This window comes from uncultured Clostridium sp. (genome assembly GCF_947072515.1).
GTDB lineage: Bacteria > Bacillota > Clostridia > Clostridiales > Clostridiaceae > Clostridium.
On record NZ_CAMTIG010000012.1, the window covers coordinates 41,293 to 62,974 of the forward strand.

21 protein-coding genes are annotated in these 21,682 nt (G+C 28.3%); 3 read left to right on the plus strand and 18 right to left on the minus strand.

Translation table 11 applies throughout. The features are described 5' to 3' along the window. The first annotated feature begins 15 nt into the window (after positions 1-15). Entirely contained in the window at positions 16-423 is a 408-nt protein-coding gene (locus Q0W06_RS06505; protein ID WP_297633022.1) for a hypothetical protein, read from the plus strand. 56 nt (positions 424-479) lie between these two features. Here the strand turns inward: Q0W06_RS06505 and Q0W06_RS06510 are convergent, their stop codons facing one another. The 3 genes from Q0W06_RS06510 to Q0W06_RS06520 form a co-directional block, all read right to left on the minus strand. Beyond that, the gene (locus Q0W06_RS06510; RefSeq protein WP_297633024.1) at positions 480-887 is read right to left on the minus strand and encodes a DUF86 domain-containing protein; all 408 of its coding nucleotides are present in this window, start codon (positions 885-887) and stop codon (positions 480-482) included. Beyond that, positions 862-1,275, minus strand: coding sequence for a nucleotidyltransferase domain-containing protein (locus tag Q0W06_RS06515; protein WP_297633026.1), 414 nt, complete (start codon positions 1,273-1,275; stop codon positions 862-864). The genes Q0W06_RS06510 and Q0W06_RS06515 overlap by 26 nt, the downstream gene beginning before the upstream one ends. 61 nt (positions 1,276-1,336) lie before the next feature. Next, positions 1,337-2,122 carry a pseudouridine synthase gene (locus Q0W06_RS06520; RefSeq protein WP_297633028.1) on the minus strand — a complete coding sequence of 262 codons (786 nt, stop codon included), beginning with the start codon at positions 2,120-2,122 and terminating at the stop codon, positions 1,337-1,339. A gap of 272 nt (positions 2,123-2,394) precedes the next feature. Between Q0W06_RS06520 and Q0W06_RS06525 the strand changes: the two genes are divergently transcribed. Continuing rightward, a complete protein-coding gene (locus tag Q0W06_RS06525; RefSeq protein ID WP_297633030.1) occupies positions 2,395-3,060 on the plus strand; it encodes an MIP family channel protein in 666 nt (221 codons plus the stop codon). A gap of 62 nt (positions 3,061-3,122) precedes the next feature. Here the strand turns inward: Q0W06_RS06525 and Q0W06_RS06530 are convergent, their stop codons facing one another. From Q0W06_RS06530 to Q0W06_RS06570, 9 genes are all read right to left on the minus strand, one after another. Next, the gene (locus Q0W06_RS06530; protein ID WP_297633033.1) at positions 3,123-5,051 is read right to left on the minus strand and encodes an aconitate hydratase; all 1,929 of its coding nucleotides are present in this window, start codon (positions 5,049-5,051) and stop codon (positions 3,123-3,125) included. A gap of 127 nt (positions 5,052-5,178) precedes the next feature. Next, on the minus strand, positions 5,179-6,039 hold the full coding sequence (citG, locus tag Q0W06_RS06535) for a triphosphoribosyl-dephospho-CoA synthase CitG (RefSeq protein WP_297633036.1): 861 nt from the start codon (positions 6,037-6,039) through the stop codon (positions 5,179-5,181). A gap of 1 nt (position 6,040) precedes the next feature. Next, complete coding sequence (gene citX, locus Q0W06_RS06540) at positions 6,041-6,568, minus strand: citrate lyase holo-[acyl-carrier protein] synthase (protein WP_297633039.1); 528 nt, start codon at positions 6,566-6,568, stop codon at positions 6,041-6,043. Between the two features lie 35 nt (positions 6,569-6,603). Next, entirely contained in the window at positions 6,604-8,145 is a 1,542-nt protein-coding gene (gene citF / locus Q0W06_RS06545) for a citrate lyase subunit alpha (RefSeq protein WP_297633042.1), read from the minus strand. Beyond that, complete coding sequence (citE, locus tag Q0W06_RS06550; RefSeq protein ID WP_297633045.1) at positions 8,132-9,040, minus strand: citrate (pro-3S)-lyase subunit beta; 909 nt, start codon at positions 9,038-9,040, stop codon at positions 8,132-8,134. Before citE ends, citF begins: the two co-directional genes overlap by 14 nt. Continuing rightward, the gene (gene citD, locus Q0W06_RS06555) at positions 9,040-9,333 is read right to left on the minus strand and encodes a citrate lyase acyl carrier protein (protein WP_297633047.1); all 294 of its coding nucleotides are present in this window, start codon (positions 9,331-9,333) and stop codon (positions 9,040-9,042) included. Before citD ends, citE begins: the two co-directional genes overlap by 1 nt. A gap of 19 nt (positions 9,334-9,352) precedes the next feature. Continuing rightward, positions 9,353-10,396 carry a [citrate (pro-3S)-lyase] ligase gene (gene citC, locus Q0W06_RS06560; protein WP_297633050.1) on the minus strand — a complete coding sequence of 348 codons (1,044 nt, stop codon included), beginning with the start codon at positions 10,394-10,396 and terminating at the stop codon, positions 9,353-9,355. A gap of 33 nt (positions 10,397-10,429) precedes the next feature. Then, on the minus strand, positions 10,430-11,572 hold the full coding sequence (locus Q0W06_RS06565) for an NADP-dependent malic enzyme (RefSeq protein WP_297633053.1): 1,143 nt from the start codon (positions 11,570-11,572) through the stop codon (positions 10,430-10,432). Between the two features lie 170 nt (positions 11,573-11,742). Then, the gene (locus Q0W06_RS06570) at positions 11,743-12,708 is read right to left on the minus strand and encodes a sugar-binding transcriptional regulator (protein WP_297633056.1); all 966 of its coding nucleotides are present in this window, start codon (positions 12,706-12,708) and stop codon (positions 11,743-11,745) included. A gap of 446 nt (positions 12,709-13,154) precedes the next feature. On the opposite strand from Q0W06_RS06570, the gene Q0W06_RS06575 reads away from it, so the two are divergent. After that, positions 13,155-14,072 (plus strand): DMT family transporter, encoded by a 918-nt coding sequence (locus Q0W06_RS06575; protein ID WP_297633059.1) that lies wholly within the window; start codon positions 13,155-13,157, stop codon positions 14,070-14,072. A gap of 43 nt (positions 14,073-14,115) precedes the next feature. Here the strand turns inward: Q0W06_RS06575 and Q0W06_RS06580 are convergent, their stop codons facing one another. The 6 genes from Q0W06_RS06580 to Q0W06_RS06605 all read right to left on the minus strand — a co-directional run bounded on the left by Q0W06_RS06580 (position 14,116) and on the right by Q0W06_RS06605 (position 21,303). Continuing rightward, the gene (locus Q0W06_RS06580; protein WP_297633062.1) at positions 14,116-14,967 is read right to left on the minus strand and encodes an alpha-amylase family glycosyl hydrolase; all 852 of its coding nucleotides are present in this window, start codon (positions 14,965-14,967) and stop codon (positions 14,116-14,118) included. A 134-nt stretch (positions 14,968-15,101) separates the two neighbouring features. Then, the gene (locus Q0W06_RS06585; RefSeq protein ID WP_297633065.1) at positions 15,102-15,293 is read right to left on the minus strand and encodes a CooT family nickel-binding protein; all 192 of its coding nucleotides are present in this window, start codon (positions 15,291-15,293) and stop codon (positions 15,102-15,104) included. Next, on the minus strand, positions 15,286-15,705 hold the full coding sequence (locus Q0W06_RS06590; protein ID WP_297633068.1) for a DUF3842 family protein: 420 nt from the start codon (positions 15,703-15,705) through the stop codon (positions 15,286-15,288). Before Q0W06_RS06590 ends, Q0W06_RS06585 begins: the two co-directional genes overlap by 8 nt. A 154-nt stretch (positions 15,706-15,859) precedes the next feature. Continuing rightward, positions 15,860-17,173: an IS3 family transposase gene (locus Q0W06_RS06595; RefSeq protein ID WP_297633071.1), complete on the minus strand. Its 1,314-nt coding sequence runs from the start codon at positions 17,171-17,173 to the stop codon at positions 15,860-15,862. A gap of 112 nt (positions 17,174-17,285) precedes the next feature. Then, a complete protein-coding gene (locus tag Q0W06_RS06600; protein WP_297633074.1) occupies positions 17,286-19,106 on the minus strand; it encodes an ABC transporter ATP-binding protein in 1,821 nt (606 codons plus the stop codon). Further along, a complete protein-coding gene (locus Q0W06_RS06605) occupies positions 19,099-21,303 on the minus strand; it encodes an ABC transporter ATP-binding protein (protein WP_297633077.1) in 2,205 nt (734 codons plus the stop codon). Before Q0W06_RS06605 ends, Q0W06_RS06600 begins: the two co-directional genes overlap by 8 nt. Positions 21,304-21,682 lie beyond the last annotated feature (379 nt).

Sequence of the window (21,682 nt, forward strand, 5' to 3'; positions counted from 1 at the left end):
AAGGAATGAATTATCTTGTTTAAGAAAAGCTTAACCCATAAAAAAACAATCAAAAAAGCTGAAGGACTTTTTGATTATTTTAAACTATTAAGATCAATAACAAATGAAAAATATCCCATAGTAGAGAATATTGATATTAATAATAAAACTATTTTACTATCTGATATAAATTACTTAATCGAGGGTTTAAAAATTGTAACCAAAAAATATTTAGACCATGATATATCACTTATAGAGTTTAATGAATCATTAAATTCTATAAGTGATTCATATAATAAATTACGTATAGATAAACCTATGCTTAATGCTATTATTTTTGCCTATCTTACACCTACATTCGGTGGTGCTGTAGGCACTCCAATTGCTGGAGGAAATGGTACATGGGAATATTTATTTGATAGGATTAAAAATCCCCCTGATTAAGCTTACAAAAAAACTGGACACAAATGTGTCCAGTCAAATTTCTAAATAAGCATAGCTTAAAGTAATTTATTTATATAATAAACATATTCATTAAAATCTTCTAAATGTTTTTCTATTATCATTCTAACTATTTCTAAATTTATTTTTTTATAGTCATGCACTGCAATATTTCTAAAACCAACCATTGCTCCTAGATTTTTATTTAAATCTTTATCAATCATTCCATTTTTACATAAAACCTCAAATGCATCTCTACTAGTCTGTGGAATGCCTAATTTTTTTTCTGATATTATATGCATTGCTAAATCAATAGATGCTTCACAAGCTCTTTGTATATTAAGTATTATTGAATCTTGCTTTGTATAATCCTCTAGATTTTCTTTATTATTTGCATAGACTTCTTTTATTCTATATATACATCTCTCAATTGTTTCTATTTTATTTAGAATTATATCCGTTCCCATAAACACTACCACGCTCTCTTATATTTTTAATAATTTCATTTCTTTCTTCATTTAACATAGCATACTCTTTTAATGTTCTCATTTCAAACAACATTCTCTCATTATTATCATTACAGCTTATAACTTTACCTTTTTCTACAACTTCTTTTTTAAACACTGTAGATGCTTTTCTTAAATCAATTAAATCCACATCTCTTTTCAATAAAAAAGCAAGTTCTTGAGCTTTCATAAAAATATCATATTCATTTAAATTTAACTTTCCTAAAAAAGCTATATCTATATCACTATCTTCTCTAAGCTCATTTCTTGCTGCTGATCCAAACAAATAGATTACTTTAGGATTATAACATTCTAATTCTCTTTTTATCTCATCCACATTAATGTTCATGCTCCCCCTCCATAAATCCTTTTTTATTTTAATTATATCCTAGATAATAATTTTTACGCAATTAAATAGTTTCTCTAAATATTTTTTCTTTCTCTTTCTCTCTTAATTTCTTATATTCTCCTAGCTTTAACTTTTTATCTAATTCTAAATTACCTATTGCTATTCTTTGTAAAAAAATAACCTTGCATCCAACTGATTTTAGCATTTTTTTTACTTGATGTTTTTTCCCTTCCTTTATAATAAGTTCACCACATACAATATTTTGATTTATATAACTTATTTCACTAATATCAATTTTCTCTTTTATCCCTTCTTCTAACTGAAGAAGATTTTGAAAATTTCTAATATTATTTATTTCTGCTTCCTTTGTTAAAACTTCTCCTTTATTTATATAAACTCCTTTTTCTAAAGATTGCTTCTTGTCTTCATCTATATTTCCTAATGCTATAAAAAAATAAGTTTTATCTATATGTTTATCTGGATACATGATTTTATGTTCAAATTCTCCATCGTTTGTAAATAACAATAATCCTTCTGTATCTTTATCTAGCCTTCCAATATGAAAAATTCCTTTCATATCTTCTTCAAATAAATCAAATACGGTTTTATGTATTTCATCTTTTGTTGCTGTTATGTATCCTTTTGGTTTATTTAACATATAATATACTTGTTCTTTTTTTATTACTTTTTCCTCATTTAATTCTATAACATCCATATTTTCATTTATCTCTATAGCAGGTACATGTATAATTTTTCCATTTACTTTTACTAAACCATCTTCTATGTATTTTCTAGTATCTTTTCTTTTTCCTATCCCAGCTTGAGCCAAAAATTTATCTAATCTCATTCCTATACCTCAACTTTTTATTTATTTTATATTTTATCATTTTATTTCAACCCTTGTACTCTTTTATTTATATATTCAAATTTAGTAATGTTATTTTTATAATTTATTTTTTATTTTTTTCACAAATAATCATATATTCTATTCATTTATAAGCAATATGAAAACATCTTCTTTTATTTTTATGATAAATGGTTTTTTTTTGAAATTTGTATTTTTTTTCAATTTTATTTATACTTTGTTAAGTAAATTTATTTTAGAATGGAGTTTTATTAATGAGAAAATTTTTTGCGGAATTTATAGGAACTTTTATACTTGTTCTAATTGGAACAGGTGCTGCTGTTTTAGGTGGAGGAATTAAAGGCATTGGTATTTTGGGGATTGCTTGTGCTTTTGGTATTTCTCAGCTTATTTTAGTTTATGTAATTGGAAGTATTTCTGGATGTCATATTAATCCAGCTGTTTCAATTGCTATGTTTGTAAATAAAAGAATCGATGTTAAAAATCTTGTAGGATATATTATCGCTCAAGTTTTAGGTGGTATTTTTGCTTCATTTATTTTAATGTTATTCTTAAAATCTGATAAAATGCCTTTAAATAATTTTGGTCAAAATGGTGTAAATCATTTAACTGTTTTAGGGGCATTACTTGTTGAAATAGTTTTAACATTTATATTTGTTTTAGCTATTATGGCTGTTACAGGGAAAAAAGGAAACCCTCAATTTGCAGGAATTACAATAGGTTTTTCATTATTATGTGTTCACCTTGTAGGTATTCCTTTAACTGGAACTTCAGTTAACCCTGCAAGAAGTATCGGACCTGCATTATTTGCTGGTGGTGCTGCAATATCACAACTATGGATATTCTTAGTTGCACCTATTATTGGTGGAATTATAGCAGCTTTAGTAGCAAAATATGCTCTTGGAAGTGAAGAAAACTAAAATTTTAATTTTCAGTTATATATAAATAGACTGTTATTTCACTAGAATAACAGTCTATTTTTTTATTTATTTTTTATATAATTTAACTGTCCACCTGCTTTTAACAATTCCTTTTGCCTTTGTGTAACTTCTAATATCATGATGTAAGTTTCATTTGTCTTTTTATCTATAACTTTATATTCTCCTGTATCTAGTGATTCAATTACATTTATAATTTCTAAATTATGATTTTTTTCAATCTTATCATAATCTTCTTTATTCTTAAAAATTAATGGCAATATACCATAATTAATTAAATTATCTTTATGAATTCTTGCAAAAGATTTCGCTATAACTGCTTTTATTCCTAAGTACATTGGTGCAAGAGCCGCATGTTCTCTACTTGAACCCTGCCCATAATTTTCACCAGCAACTATAAATCCACCCTTTTCTCTCTTTGCATTTTCATAAAATTTATCATCTATTCTCGAAAAAACATATTTTGATATTTCAGGAACATTTGAACGTAATCCAATGATTTTTGTTCCAGCTGGCATAATATCATCTGTTGTTATATTATCTACTACCTTTATTATTGCTTTACCCATTAAAGTTTCTTCTAATTCTCCTCTTAATGGTAAAGGTTTTATATTTGGTCCTCTTAAAACTTCAATGTCTACTCCATCTTCTGGTGGCGTAACTATCATTCTATCATCTACTATAACATTATTTGATTCCTTTATTTCTAATATTCCATCTATATTTTCTATATCCATTGGATTTACTAAAACTCCTGCTAATGCACTAGCACCAGCAACTTCTGGACTTACTAAATAGACTTCTGCACTCTTAGTTCCACTTCTTCCAAAAAAGTTTCTATTAGAAGTTCTTAATGAAACTCCATCTGTACTAGGTGCTTGTCCTACACCTACACATGGTCCACATGCGCATTCTAATATTCTAGCTCCTGAACTTATAAGCTTTTGAAGTATTCCATCTCTAGCTATCATTTCAAATACCTGTCTTGATCCAGGTGCTACTACTAAGCTTACGTTTTTATTTATGATTTTTCCATCTAAAATATATGCAAGTTTTGCTAAATCTAAGTATGATGAATTAGTACAACTTCCTACAAATATTTGATTTACCTTTAGTCCTTCTAATTCTTTTACTGTAACAACTTTATCAGGCATATGTGGCTTTGCTATTAATGGTTCTAACTCTGTAAGATTAATCTCTACTACTTCATCATATTCTGCATCTTCATCTGGCATTAAATCAATAAAATCTTTCTCTCTTTTTTGTGCTTTCATAAACTCATAAGTTTTCTCATCACTAGGAAATACTGATGTAGTTAACCCTAGTTCTGCACCCATATTTGCTATTGTACATCTTTCTGGAATAGTTAATGTCTTAACTCCTTCACCTGTATATTCAAAAACTTTCCCGACTCCGCCCTTTACTGAAAAGATTCTAAGTAACTCTAAAATAATATCCTTTGCTCCAACTCCAGCTCTTAATTTTCCTGTAAGATTAATATTTACAATCTTAGGCATGACTATGATAAAAGAATCTCCTGCCATTGCCATTGCTACACTCATTCCACCAGCACCAATTGCAAGCATTCCCATTCCACCAGAACTTGGAGTATGACTATCTGATCCTAAAAGGGTTTTTCCTGGTATTGCAAATCTTTCTCTATGCACTTGATGACAAATTCCATTTCCTGCTTTAGAGCAGTATATTCCATGCTTTTCAGCAACTGATTGAAGATATCTATGATCATCTGCATTCTCAAATCCAACTTGTAATGTATTATGATCAATATAGCTTACTGATTTTTCAGTTTTAACTTTCTCTATTCCTAATGCTTCAAATGCTAAGTATGCCATTGTTCCTGTAGCATCTTGTGTTAATGTTTGATCTATTTTTATTCTTACTTCATCACCAATATTTAAACTTCCGCTTTCTAAATGATTTTCTATAATTTTTCTTGATATACTCTTTTTCATAAAATCATCTCCTAAGTTTATTTATTCTATACTTTTATTTTATCTCTCCACATTTCATTAGTCTAATATATATTTTTTATATTTTTCATGCATTAAAACTATACTTTTTTCTAAAAAAGTAACTCCTCTAGTTAGAGAAGTTACTAAAAAAATTATTTTTTACTAGACTCAAAAATACAGTTACTGCTAAGATATCAGCACTTCCTCCTGGACTAATATTCTTTTTTATAAAGTTTTCATTCAACTCGCTTATATATTTTTTCATATTAGGATTATATAAACTTCCATTGTTTATAACTTTTTTTGAGATTTCTTGAACATGCTCTAAAACTTCAAAATTATGTCTATGCAATATTGTAGAGTCTTCACATTCACTCATAATATAAAATAATGTATGCAATAATCGATCATTTTCATCTAAATCTTCTGCTTTTTCATATTCTTTTAAAGCAAAATTAAAGGCTAATGGTATTCCATTTTCAGCTTCCCCTCTAACTCCAGTTACTCCATAATTTAAGTATAATTTTTCACCATGAGATAAATCTTTTTCATCTTTATTCTCTGCTTCTTTAAGTTCTCTAGTTATGTCATTACACATCTTCTTAATATTTTCTCTTATTTGGATAAAGTCCAAATTATTTTCTATACAAAAAGCAACACTACCTACTGTTAATCCCATAAGAAATATCATTCCCTTATGAGTGTTAATATTGTTAGTTTTCAAAAACATTTCTTCTTCAGCTTGAATTCCAATTTTCCTTAAGCTTTTAAATAATTCTTCTAAGCTTTCACTGTTAAATCCTGCTTCTGAAAACTTACCCATATATTTATTTAGCACAACTGTGCTATCTATAAATGTGTAAAAATTCATATCTTTATGAGAACCATTAGATACCGGTGAAACTAGTCCTGGTGATGGAAAACAAGAAACTTCATATAACATTGCCTGTGTAGCAAACTCTGATAATTTAAATGAAATATCAATCATTTTAAAGTTCCTCCTCTAAGATAAATTCCTTCACTAATTTATCTATAGCTTCTAATACTTCTTCTATACTGTGGGCTCTTGATCTAGAACATACAACTGCATCATTTGAACATACTAAGCACTCTCGTTTTTTTATGCTAAAATCTGATCTACTTAATAGTCTACCTTCCTTATCAAAAACATCTATATCAAATATTCTTCCAATAGATAGTCTACTTTCTAGTTCTATCATCAGCATTTTCACATCGTTAGCTGGTGCTAATACAATACAGAAAAACTCATATCCTGATTCTCTTTCATTTACTTCTTCATAGGAAATAAGAAGTTTTTTTCTCTCTAAATTTTCTTTAATTTCCCTAATTCCTTTATTAAAAACTTTTTTATATTCCTCTGATATTTTATATAATCCTGGAATATTTAACGTAAAGGAAATTAAAGTTTGATTATATTTAGTTAGTATCTCCTTCTGTCTAAGGACTCTACTTTCTTTGCCATCTAAAATTTTAAACATTAGCTCTTCTGTATTCATATTTTCACCACTTTTCTTATTTTAATCTATATCTACTATTTAACTTTTCTTATTACATCTATTATTGAACCATCTCTATATTCAACAACAGCTATAACTTTGTCTTCAAATTCAACTTTTTTTGGAGTTCCTGTTAATTTATAAGCTTTTTCTTTTAATTCTTCTATTGTAAACATTGGTATTCCTGTTTTTGATAGTTTTTCAATTAAATCAGCTCTCTTAGGATTTACAGCTACTCCTCTATCAGTTACGACTACATCAATACTTTCACCTGGTGTAATTGTAGTGATAACATCATCAACTATTGTTGGTATTCTTCCTCTTATTAAAGGACAAACAATCATTGAAAGTTTTGCTCCAGCAGCAGTATCACAATGTCCACCTGATGCTCCTCTTAAAACACCATCTGAACCAGTAATAACATTAACATTGAAGTTAGTATCAACTTCTAATGCACTTAATATTACAAAGTCTAGGTTATTTACTGCACATCCTTTATTATGTGGATTTGCATAAAATGATGCATCTATTTCATAATGATATGGATTTTTACCAATTGATTTAGCTGCTGTTAAATCAAAACTTTGTGTATCAAATAATTTTCCAACTAAACCTTCTTCATGCATTTCTACAAATTGTCCTGTAATTCCTCCAAGAGCAAAGCTAGCTTTTATATTATCAGCTATCATTCTTTCCTTTAAGAATCTAGCAACTGCAAGAGATGCTCCTCCAGTTCCACACTGCATTGAAAATCCATCATTAAAATATCCTGATGCAAACATTACTTCTGAAGCATATTTTGCTATTAATAATTCTCTTGGATCTTTAGTATATCTTGTAGCTCCTGAAACTATTCCAGCTGGATTTCCGATTTGATCTACTGTAACAACATAATCAACATCAACTTGTTCTATACTTGCAGGAACATTTGGATATGGAACTAAATTATCTGTAATTAAAACTACTTTATCTGCAAATTTAGCATCAACTTTAGCATATCCTAATGAACCACAGAAAGATTCTCCTTCATATCCATTAGCATTACCATAATTATCACAACAAGGTGCTCCTAAAAATGCAACATCAATTTTAACTTCTCCACTTTCAATAGCTCTAGCTCTTCCACCATGAGATCTTATAACAATTGGTTCATCCATTAAACCATTTGAAATCTCTTCAGCAAGTTCACCTCTAATCCCACTTGTACTAATTTTTGTAACTACACCATTTTTAATATGTTTTATTAAATCTTTGTGTATTCCGTTCAATGAACTTGGAGCTAAAGTTAAATTCTTAATTCCCATACTAGCGATTACATTCATAACATTATTTAAAACATAATCTCCTTCTCTAAAGTGATGGTGAAAAGAAATTGTCATTCCATCTTTTAATCCAACTTTTTTAATAGCTTCTTCTATATTATTTAATAATTTGCTTTCTCCTGGTTCGATTTTACTTATTTCTCTTCCTCTTAATCTTCCAGTTGGTTCTACTGCAAAAGCTCCTTTAAAAACGTCTTTTCCATCCATACCTTTAATATTTCCTGGTATTTCTCTTCCTATATTATTTAACATCAACGTCACCTCCAAAATCAACTTGTACTCCAGCTGCTTTAGCAAGCATTATTGCTCTTTTAGCTCTTTCAATGATTGGTTTGTCTACCATTTTCCCATTTAATGATACAACACCTGAACCACGTTTTTTAGCTTCTTCTGCAGCTATTATTATTTTTATTGATTTATCTATTTCTTTTTGTGATGGAGTATATATTTTATTTACTGGTCCAATTTGTCTTGGATTAATTACTGATTTACCATCAAATCCTAATTGTTTTATTAATGAAGTTTCTTGGATAAATCCTTCTTCATTATTAACATCTGAGAATACTGTATCAAATGCATATATTCCAGCTGCTCTAGCTGCTAAAAGTACTTGGCTTCTTGCAGTTAAAAGTTCTATACCTTCTAAAGATCTAGTAGTTTTCATATCTGTTACAAAATCTTCAGCTCCAATAGCTATCCCCATTAATCTTTTACTTGCAGTTGCTATTGCATATGCATTTATAACTCCTAATGCACTTTCTACAGCTGCCATCATTCCTGTAGTTCCAACTGGAATTCCAGCTTCTTTTTCAATTCTTTCAATTTCATTTTCTACATCTATAATATCTTGAGCTGTTTCAGTTTTTGGAAGTCTTATTATATCAACTCCAGCTCTAACCATCGCTTCTAAATCTTCTAATCCATATGGAGTTTCAAGTCCATTTATTCTTACTACTAATTCTGTTCCTTCATAATCTAATGTTCTTAATGCATTAAACACTAATAATCTAGCAGTATCTTTTTCATTTATTGAAACTGAATCTTCTAAGTCAAACATTATTGAGTCTGCTCCATATATATGTGCATCTCTAATCATTCCAGGGTTACTTCCTGGTACATACATCATGGTTCTTCTTAACTTGTAAGCCATTATTTAACACCTCCGAAATTAAACTTTTCTCCATCTGTTCCTCTAACTACAGCTGCTTGAACTCTTGCTTTTATTACGCAATCTAAAGCCCCTTTATCTGTTGCTTGAATTATTACATTTGAAACACTTAACTCTTCTAATGTTTCCAATATAACCTTTCTGATTTGATCTCCAAATTGTTTTTCTACAGTACTATTTAATTCTAACTCTACTCCTGTATCATTTGGTTTTACTGTTATAAGGATATCACTTGATTCAACAGTCCCTGCTGAAGCAGCTTTTACTATTTTCATAACTTTTTCCTCCTTAGTTTTACATAAGTTTTAATTTGTTAATAATTTCTTTTGCCTTATCTGATATTAAAAAATTATATGTGGTAACTGGAACTAATTTTTTTATTTCTTCAAAATTTTCTTCCTTTAATAGCTCTCTAACTCTTGAAGCACTTATTTTTACTCCATCTATTTCTTTTCTTTCTATCTCTACTACTTCTATATTTTCTGCCGGTAAAATTTCTTTTAAAATTTCATTATATATTCTAGTAACTTCACTGAAAGGCTCATTCCCAACATATCTTTTATTTATCTTTAATGATTTAGCTATATATTTTGCAAAAATCTTTGCATCTAAAGTTGCTTGAGATTGTACTATTTCACTTACAGATTTTAGAAAGTATGTTGGAAATGTAGAATTTGATATAATGTAATCTACAGCTCTATGTACTACTACATTATTAAATTCCTTTATTCCTTCTAATACTAATTTATATCTAACCTCTGTAGGAAAAATAGACTCATCTTCATCTACAACAAATAAATGTACAATTTCATTTTCTTTAGAAGCTTGTTCGACTAAATATTTGTGTCCAAATGTAAATGGATTACAATTCATTACTATTCCAGCAATTTTTTTATAATTCTCATTACAAATATTTGAGTTTTCACTTTCTTTTACAAGCTCCTTACAATATCTTTCAATTCCATGTTTATCATTTTCTAATAATATTGCTTTTTCTGATTTTACTAATAAATAAAATCCTAACTGATTAAACAATTTTTCATTTTTAGGTTTAGTGAAAAGGAATAATTTCGAAGTATCTCTTCTATATTCTTCACTTATTAATTCTGAAGCTATCATATTTGAAATGCCTTCTCCTCTATATTTATCATCTACTGCAATGCATTTTAATATATTCTTTTCAAAAGACCCAGTCCCTATTATTTTATCATCATCTAAAATAACTACGGTATATTCTACTTTTTTATCTAAAAGTAAATCTTCCTGTTTTAAAAATTCCTCTACTGGTTCAAGTTCTTTTCTTGTTGGTCTATCTAAAATTACTGTTTCAAAACTCATATGATAACCTCCTTTCCACCTTTTATCTCTTGTTTATTTTATTAATGAATTTGCTACTACATCTACTACTTTTCTATTAAATACACTTGGTATTATATTATCTTCATTTAAATCTTCTTCCGAAATTAATTCTGCAATTCCTTTTGCTGCATTAAGTTTCATTTTATCAGTTAATCTATTTACTTTACCATGTAATGCACCTTTAAATATTCCTGGGAAAACTAAAAGATTATTTACTTGGTTTTTAAAATCTCCTCTTCCAGTTGATACTATTCTAGCTCCGCCTGCTTTTGCTTCACTTGGTAATATTTCTGGTGTTGGATTTGCTAATGCAAATATTATGCTATCTTTATTCATAGTTGTAATCATTTCTTTAGTAACTAAGTTTCCAACTGATACTCCTATAAATACGTCTTTACCTTTTATTATTTCTTCTAATTTTCCTGTTTCTTTTTCTTTATTAGTAATAAGTGCAATTTCTTTTTGAACTTCATTTAATGTGTTGTCGCCAGCAATTAAAGCTCCATTTATATCAGCTAAAACTATATTTTTAGCTCCTGCTTCTATTAATAATCTTGCAATTGCAATTCCTGATGCTCCTGCTCCATTTATAAGAATCTTTATATCTTCAATATTTTTTTTTGTTATTTTTAATGAATTATAAAGACCTGCTAAAACAGCAATTGATGTTCCATGTTGATCATCATGATATACGGGAATATCTAATTCTTCTATTAATCTTTTTTCTATATAGAAACATTCAGGTGCTTTAATATCTTCTAAATGAATTCCTCCAAATCCTGGTGAAATAGCTTTAACGATTTCAACAATTTTATCAGGATCTCTTTCATCTAATGCTATTGGAAAAGCATCTATCCCAGCAAACTCTTTATGTAATAAAGCTTTTGCTTCAACTACAGGAAGTCCAGCTTCTGGTCCAATATCACCTAAACCTAAAACTGCTGTCCCATTAGTAACAACTGCTACAGTTCTTCCCTTTAATGTGTAATCATATGCTTTTGATTTATCTTCTGCTATTTCTAAACATGGAGCTGCAACCCCTGGAGTGTAAACTAAAGATAAATCTTCTTTATTTTCAACCTTTAATTTACCTACTATTTCTATTTCGCCCATTTTTTCTTTGTGTAGTCTTAGGGATTCTTTTTTTACGTCCATAATCACACTTCCTCTTCTTTTGTCGTTTATTTATATTTAAATAATAGCACCATTGAAAATTTATGTCAAAACATTTGTCTTTTTATCAAACAAATGTTTAATATATTTCTTGAAATAAATTTTTTTTCAATAAAAAAAGACCACTAAATATTTAGTGATCTTATTTTTAATTAATTTTCTGAATCTATATTTAATATTTTAGTTGCAGTTTCTCCATCTGTTATAAGAACATTTATAAAGTTTCCTCTTAACGCTCCTAAAATAGCTTCCGCTTTAAGTTTTCCCGATGAAACTCCAACTCTATACTCTATATTTTTTATAGTATCTATATTTACTCCTATTACTTTTTCATTTATTTGAGCTTCTATAAGTTCTCCTTGAATATCATAAACATGCCCATACACACATCCTACTGCATTCTTACTTTTTATTTCATCATTCAAATAATTTTTCCATAAAGATGAAGCAAATACTGCATTTGAAGTTCCTATTCCTGTTAATGCTATTTTTGATTTACTTGCTGAAAATATTAAATCATTTATTACAGGCTCTTGTAAAAATGATTTTCTCGCATAATCATTATCTACGTATAACGGTGCATATAAATATTTATATTTCCCACTATATGCATTAGCAAATCTTCTTATAAGTTCTGGTGAATCTATAAGTAAATTATCTTTTGCTGCAGCTCCAACCAATTGAAGAACAGTTATCGGAATTTTATTAATTGGTTTCATATGTTTTATTACGTTAGATATAGTCTTTCCCCAAAGCACTCCTACCGTATCATTTTCTTCGATTATTCCTTGAATATATTCTGCTCCAAATTTACCTAATGCATAAATTATTTCATCATATGGAAGTGTTTTATTGTCTATAATTATTGCATTTTTCAAGCTAAATTTTTCTATTAATTCTCTTTCTAAACTTTTTAGTCTTTCTCTTGGGTAATTAATATTTATTTCTACAACACCACTATCCCTTGCATCTTGTAGGTATTTAGAAACTTTGAATCTAGTAGTCTCTAATTTATTAGCTATCTCCGATTGTGTTAGTCCTTGATCATAATACATACTCGAAAGTTCAGCTAAAAAACTTACCTTCTCTATTTGATTCAATTTTTCATATTCTTTCATACATTAATCCCTCTAATCTATTTATTTTTACAACTATTTTTATATTATATTAAAAAAAATATACATTTTCAATCATGTAGAACTGCCTTAACCCTTTACATTTCTATATTTTACAAAGGTTTCTCACTTTTAATTTTCTGAATACTTTAAATTTTTTATATTTTATATTTATTTAAACATTTGATTAAAATAATAACATTTGTTTTGACTTTGCTATTTTTATTTGTTATTCTTAATTCAAGGATTAAAAAATTTTATATAACATTTGCAAACGTTATCTCCCTTGAAAATTATAAAACATTTTTCGAGAATAGATTATTTATCGCTTACATAAGCATTCTCAAATATATGTCGCACTTGTAGTTTTCTGAAAATTTAATATTATCATTTTATTCGGTTAACTTTGCAATATGCAAAGCAACTAATGAGGAAGGATGCGAAAAATCATGTCAAAGTATAAAGGTTATATTTTTATTCTTTTAACAGCTTTATGTTTTAGTACACAGGAAATTAGTGGTAAGTATCTTGCGATGGACAACCTTAACGCCTATCAAATTAATGCTATTGCCTTTTTAATAGGTGCAACAATTCTTTTACCAGTTGCCATCAAGGATATCAAGAAGATGCAAATTCATCTTACAGGTAAAGATTGGGCCTACTTTTTACTTTTAGGTATAATTCAAGTTTCCGTAGGAATGTCTTTAATGCAAGAAGCATTAGTTTATACAACTCCAGCAATCGTTGCAGTTTTAGTATGTTCTAACGCCATTATGACTGTTCCTTTAGCTAAAATTTTCTGTAAAGAAAGTTTTGATCCTCGTGCATGGATAGCTATTGCTCTAGCAGCTGTTGGTATCGTTGTTATCTTTAATCCATTTGCTAGTGCAGGTGGAAAAGATGCTCATCAACATTTAATAGGTGTTACTTTAGCACTTCTTGGAGCTCTTTCAATTGCATTATTTAATGTTCTAGCTACTAAAAAAATCAAACAGTATGGAAAAGCTGTCACTAACAGTTTCTCTTTCTATCTTGGTGTTTTAGTAATGTTTATATTCATGTTAATCTTCCATGTGCCAATCATTAAAGGTATTGATTTACACAGTTTCACATTATTATTATATGTTGGTATTGTTGTAAAAGGTTTAGGTTTCTTCTTCTTCTTAGGAGCAATGAAAGAAACTTCTGCAATTACAGCTACAAGCGTATTTTATATTAAACCAATATTAGTTCCAATATTAATGTTACTAATTATGGGTGAAATGATTACTATGAACGTTTTAATAGGTACTATAATTATCATTGCCGCTTCATTGATTATATTCCAATTAAAACGTATGAATGCAAAGAAATTAGCCATGCATTAACTCTTAATAAAAAAGCCCTTGTGATAAATTCACAGGGCTTTTTTCAACTTACATATTCTCTATAAGTATGATATGTTTTTATATCTTCTTTTTTATTTATTTTTCTTATTTCTTCACTTTCCCAAGTATTATTAAATGGTCTTGCATAAAATAGAGTGTTTTTATGACCATCACATAACTCTTTATATTTATTTATTATATCTTCATCTGATAGTTCTTTTGTATATCCGAACTCCAAGTAACTATCATGACTTTCTACAAATGCTACTATATCATTTGATTCTATATCCCTTTTTTCTGTAAGTACTTTTACATATTTCAAATATTCAAATATTATCTCTGTTGATTCAAATATCACTTCTGCATAGTTAAATAACTCTTTTTCATCTAGTGAATTTAATACTCTTTCCCAAAACAAGCTTCCTTCATTAGGTAATTTTATATGCTTACCTGCATCGAATCTAAATCCACCTACACCACATTTTATTAAACTGTTTAAAAAATCTATTATCATATCTTGAAGCTCTAAATTTTCTAATTTTAAACATGGTAATCCTATGCATTTATTTATATTTTCATTTCTATCATTCCAATTTTCTACTGTAACAGCTTCTTTATAAAAATCACTATTTCTAATTCTTACTTTCTCATGTGGTAATAACATTCCATTTTCTAACCCTGCAACATGATTTAAGACTACGTCAACTATGACTTTTATATTATTTTCTTTAGCTGTTCTACATAAATCTATTAATTCTTCTTTTTTACAATAAAAATTTCCTATCTTTAAATCTACTGGTTGATACATTAAAAACCATGGAACTTCTCCATCTTTTTTTAATGGCTGAATAGGTCCTATTTGAATTCCATCAAACCCTTGCTCTTTAATTTTCAATATATTTATATCTTTAGCTTTATAATTAAATAAATGTAATATTCTTATTTTAAGCCCTCCCTTAGTTTCGTATATTAAGAGTATTGACTTATTTTTTCCATTTATTCACTATAATGCCTACTTATTTTTAAAGACTATTCCTTTTCTATAATTATCTTATGGTCAACTAGCTTCATCTCTTTTATTTTTCCTTTTATAATTTTTCTTTGACTAAATATATTTTCTAATAAAATTCCATCTTCTCTTGGTATAAGCTTGTCCACAGATTCTAATAAAAGCTCCTCTTCTCCATCTTTATTTAACATATATAAATTTGCTTCACACATTTTTCTCAATCTCCTCTCTTACTATTTTCACTAAATCATCAATATAATGTGGTAATGGCTTTGTCTCTATTCCCACTATAAAAATATTACTTCTATTTAATGGTAGCAATATTTTTTTTGCTCCACTTTCTGATATTGCTTTTGCTATACTAGGCGTTAATTCACCTAATAATGAATTAGCACATATTATTCCAATAGGTCCTAATATTATTTCTACTTTATTTGAATTATATATAATTGCATTCTCCCCTGTTGCTCCTTCATTAGCACCTGCTCTTAACATTAAAGTTGTTGCTGCTGAATTAGTTCCTAATGCTATAATCTGTATCTCTTCATCAAACTCTTTTCTAAGTCTTTCAACTATTACCTTACCAAAACCTCCTCCTTGACCATCAATCACTCCAATTCTCATCTTTTCATCATTCCCTTTTAAATACTTATTTTACTTTTATTGTGTTATATCCATTTTATATTATTATCCATTTTTTTGCAATTAGTATATTTGAAATAAAAAAAGCCGTGCTATATTAAAGTGGACCCTATGTCAAGGACATTTTAAAAAAGAGCTATGCAACAAGAAGTTGATTTCGGTATTGAACCGGAGTCAACTTTTTTAAATTCCATTGATATCTATAATTATTATAATAATGCATGTACTTACGAATAGATGATTTAATTTCCTCTAAAGATGTACATTCTTTATAATTAACCTCATCTTTCATATGACCAAAGAAGGACTCTTGTGGCGCATTGTCCCAACAATTTCCACGTCTAGACATTGATTGTCCGATTTTATATTTCTTTAATAGCTTTTGAAATTTGGGACTTGTATAGTGAGAACCTTGATCTGAATGAATAAATGCATCTTTATGTAAATTTATATTTCTATTAGCAACTAATTTTTTTACAGTATCTAATACTAAACTAATTTCTAGGCTATCTGAAATATTATAAGCTAGTATCTCATTCGTTGAAGCATCTTTGATAGTCGACAAATAAGCCATATTTGAATTTGAATATGGCAAATACGTTATATCTGTTAATAATACTTTACCGGGAATACCCTGTTTAAACTCTCTATTTAGCTTATTTTCAACAACTGAATGCTCTTTTGTTGCTTTAGCTATACGCTTATACGGATTAGCTTTTCTAAATGGACAGATAATATTAAATTTTCTCATTATTCTCTGAATTTTTTTTCTACTAAATATAGTGTTAAATTTATTTTGTAAAACCATCTTAATGCTTCTAGAACCTTTCTTAAAACTTTTGTAGTTAAATGCTTTAAGAACCATATCTCTTGCTTCAATATCATGTTTTTCACGAATGTTATGTTCTTCTTTCCTTGATATATAAGCATAATAAGCCGAACGTGTAACGTTAGCCGTTTCGCAAAGATATTTTATTGATTTCTTAAATGTTTTGTTGATATCTTCTATTAAATTATAAATTGCTGATGAAGATAATTTATTTTCCACCTCTCTTTCGTTCAGCTCTAATTTTTTTAGCAAATCTATTTCTGCTTTAAGATATGCAATCTCAGCATCTTTTCTCTTTAATATCTCTTCATTTGTTAATTCTTTTACTCGTGGTCTTCCAGAACTATTACGTCTTGTATCATCCAATCCAGAAAGTCCACTTTTCTTGAAACTCGCTCTCCAGCGGTCACTCGCGGCTTTTATTCGTCTATCACCCAATATATTAATATCAAAACTAGCTTTTTCAAATATTTGTTTTGCTGACAGTCCATTATTAGAATCAGCTATAAATTGTATTTTGAATTCATTAGTATATGTTATTGCCTTAGCACTTACCTTTAAAACGTATCTGTTATTTTTTAAAATTTCTATTTCTTTATCCGAAAATGTTTTTTTACTCATTACTTCACCTCTATATTTATTGTACAAAAAAAGAACCTATAAGCGAAGGCACTTTTTATAAGTGTCCACTTTATAGGTTCCATTTTATATAGCATCAGCTTTTCTTATTACTTTAACTAAATTGACTATTATAAAGTTCAGCATAAAATCCTTCTTTATCTAAAAGATTTTCATGACTTCCTTGTTCTACTATATCTCCATCTTTCATAACTAGTATAATATCTGCATTTCTTATTGTTGATAACCTGTGTGCTATTATAAAACTAGTTCTTCCTACCATTAAGTTATCCATAGCTTTTTGAATTAATACTTCCGTTCTTGTATCAACCGAACTTGTAGCTTCATCTAATATTAAAATTTTAGGATTTGAAAGAATTGCTCTTGCAATAGTTATAAGTTGTTTTTGTCCTTGAGATATATTATTTCCTTCTTCATTTATTTCTGTATTATATCCATGCTCTAAAGTTTTTATAAAATGATGTGCATGAGCAAGTTTTGCAGCTTCTTTTACTTCTTCATCTGTTGCATCTATATTTCCATACCTTATATTTTCCAATATAGTACCATTAAATAACCATGTATCTTGTAGTACCATTCCAAAAATATTTCTTAAATCATCTCTTTTAAAATCTATTGAGCTTTTATCATCTATTAAAATAGTTCCTTCATTTAACTCATAAAATCTCATTAGTAATTTAACTATTGTAGTTTTTCCAGCACCAGTTGGTCCTACTATAGCTATTCGTTGTCCAGCTTTTATTTTTGCTGAGAAATTATTTATTATTGTTTTATCTTCATTATAACCAAAGTTAACTTCTTTAAATTCTACATCCCCACGTATATTACTTATATCTACAGCTTCTAAACATGTTTCTTTTTCTTCATCTTCATCTAAAAATTCATATACTCTTTCTGCTGCCGCTGCTGTAGCTTGCATTACATTTGCTATTTGAGCAGTTTGTCCTATAGGTTGCATAAATGATCTTGTATATTGGATGAATGATAAAATATCTCCAACCATTATTTTTCCACTTATAGTTAAAAATCCTCCAACTATAGCAACTAATACATATCCTATATTTCCAACAAACATAATTACTGGCATCATAAGCCCTGATAAAAATTCTGATTTCCATCCTGCTTCATATAATTTTGAATTTAATTTATCAAATGTTTCTATAGTATCTTCTTCTCCATTAAAAGCCTTCATTATCGTATGGCCACCATATATTTCTTCAACATGACCATTTACGTGTCCTAAATACTCTTGTTGATTTTTAAAATGCTTTTGTGATTTCTTAACTATTAGCATCATTATTATAGCTGATAATGGTATAACTACTATACTTACTATAGTCATAGTTCCACTTATAGATAACATCATTATCAAAACACCTACAATTGTAGTAATTGATGTTATTGTTTGAGATAAAATCTGATTAAGGTTACGACTTATAGCATCTACATCATTTGTTACTCTAGATAAAACTTCTCCATGAGTCTTTTTATCAAAATATTTTAAAGGTAATTTATTTATTTTTTTAGAAATATCATATCTAAGTCTATATGATACCTTTTGTGATATATCCGATGTAATAAAACCTTGGAAAAATGAAAATATTGTACTCAATACATATAAGCCCGTTAATATAAGCAATGTTTTTCCAATTGAATCGAAGTCTATCCCATTTCCACCATTTATTTTAGACATTACTCCTTCAAAAATCTTTGTTGTAGCATTTCCTAAAATTTTAGGTCCAACTATATTAAAGGCTGACCCTAAAACTGCAAATATTATGACTAATATTATTCCAATTTTATATGGCGTTAGATTTTTAGCTAGCTTTTTCATTGTACCTTTAAAATCTTTAGCCTTTTCACCTTGCATTAAGTTTGGAGGTCCTCCTTGTGCTATTTTAGATTTCTTACTCATAGCTAACCTCCTTTTCAGATAACTGTGATAAAGCTATCTGTCTATATACTTCGCATTTTTTTAATAACTCTCTATGAGTTCCTATATCTACGATTTTTCCTTCATCTAAAACTATAATTTGATCTGCATTGATTATAGTACTTATTCTTTGTGCAACTATTAGGAATGTTGAATCCTTAATATTCTCTTTCAATTCATTTCTTAATTTTGCATCTGTTTTTAAATCTAAAGCACTAAAACTATCATCAAAGATATATATTTTAGGATTTTTAGCTAAAGCTCTAGCTATAGAAAGCCTTTGCTTCTGTCCACCCGAAACATTGGCACCACTTTGTGCAATTTCTGATTTAAATCCCTTTTCTTTTTCTTCTATAAACTCTAATGATTGTGATATAGATGCTGCTTTTTTAATTTCTTCTTTACTTGCACCTTTTTTACCATAAACTATATTACTTTCTATTGTTCCAGAAAATAATACACCTTTTTGTGGAATATATCCTATTTTATCTATTAACTTGTGGATATCTACTTCTTTTATATCTCTTCCATTAACTAAAATCTCTCCCTCTGTTGCATCAAAAAATCTTGGAATAAGATTTACTATAGTTGATTTCCCACTACCAGTACTACCTATAAATGCAGTTGTTTGCCCTGGTTTTGCTGTAAAGTTAATGTCATTCAATACATATTCTTCTGCATTACTATATTTAAATGAAACATTCCTAAATTGAACTACTCCATCTAAATCTTCTACAAATTCTTCTGTTTCTTTTTTATTTTTTATTATAGGCTCCATATTAAGAACTTCTGCTACACGTCCTGCTGATACTAGTGCTCTTGGTAACATAACCGTTAACATAGAAAGCATTAAAAATGCCATCATTATTTGCATTGTATATTGGATAAAAGCCATCATATTCCCTACTTGCATAGAACCAGTATCAATATTTCCTGCTCCAACCCAAATTATTATAACAGTTAAAAGATTCATAATTAACATCATCATTGGCATCATCATTGCCATTATTCTATTTAAGAATGTATTAGTTTTAGTTAAGTATAAATTTGTATCATCAAACCTATTTTCTTCAATATTTTGAGTACTAAAAGCTCTTATAACCAACATTCCTACAAGACTTTCCCTTGTTATTAAATTTAATTTATCTACAAGCTTCTGTACTATTTTAGATTTTGGAACAGCAAATTTAAATAGAAATGCAACTACTATCATGATTCCTACTATTCCTACACCTATTATCCACGCCATAGACTTATCTGTTTGGAATACCTTTATAGTTCCTCCTATAGCCATTATTGGTGCATAAATCATCATCTTCAACATAATCATTACAAACATCTGCACTTGTTGAATATCATTTGTACTTCTAGTTATTAATGATGCTGTTGAAACTTTATCAAACTCACTATTTGAAAAAGAAATTACTTTTTTAAATACATCCAATCTTAAGTTTTTTCCCACTCCTGATGAAACTTTTGAGCCTAAAAAACCAACTAATATAGCTGCAATCATCCCAATTAATGCTATTCCTAACATTTTAAGACCTGCAATAAAAATATATGTCATTTGCATTTTTTCTACATCCATTCCTATTGCTTCATACTCTTTAGCTATACTACCAATAGCATTTTGTTTTAAACTTGCATCATCTATTAGTTTTATTTTTTCTTCCATCTGAGCTTTTAATCCTTCAAAGCTCTCTTTAGGCATAATACTTATAATACTCCATATATCTTTATTTTCTGGAATATCTTTTATTAATCCCTTTGAAACTGCCATGTTTAAACCTTCTATAAGCATTAAAGGTTTCGGGATTACTCCACTTAACTTATCTATATCTTCTTTATCCTCTGTGTTTAACTCATATACGTTCTCTTTAGCTAAAATACTATATTTCTCTAGTTTATCCTCATTCTCTTTTTTATTAAGTAAATTATATTTAGAAAGTACAAAGTCCTTATCTTTTTCATTTAAGAATAATATTACTTTATTCATTTCTTTTTCTCTTATAGCCTCAGGAACTGGCTCATCTACGCCTGATTGTTGTATACCTACATTTACAATTTTTGCTGTGTAATCTGGTAATGCTAAATCACTCATAGCTTGAATTCCCAAAAGCGATACTATAACTACTATAACTATTAAAAAAGGCTTTAAGTATTTTAAAATTTTCCCCATAGTTCTCACCCCATTTTCCTTTTTAAGAATCATATGTATATAATATCCTTTTTTTACATTTTTGTACACGAATGAAGAAATTTTATTTTTTATTTTTTAAAGTTTTAATTGTAATCTTTTTCAAAAAATACTTTATTAAAATATTTTTTTTATTATTTGTGTATATATTTAAGAAAGTTACACATACTATTATCATAAAGCAAATGAATGAGGAGGTCAGTAAGATGAATAGTCAAATCAACCAAAACATTCATACTAAAGAAGCATCAAAAGCTAATTCTGATGGAGATAGTCCAACAGAGTATTTAGACTTATAAAGCTTCCATAAGTTTTATAAGTATGCTTTAATCAAAAAAATCTACTACAAAATGCTTAGCAA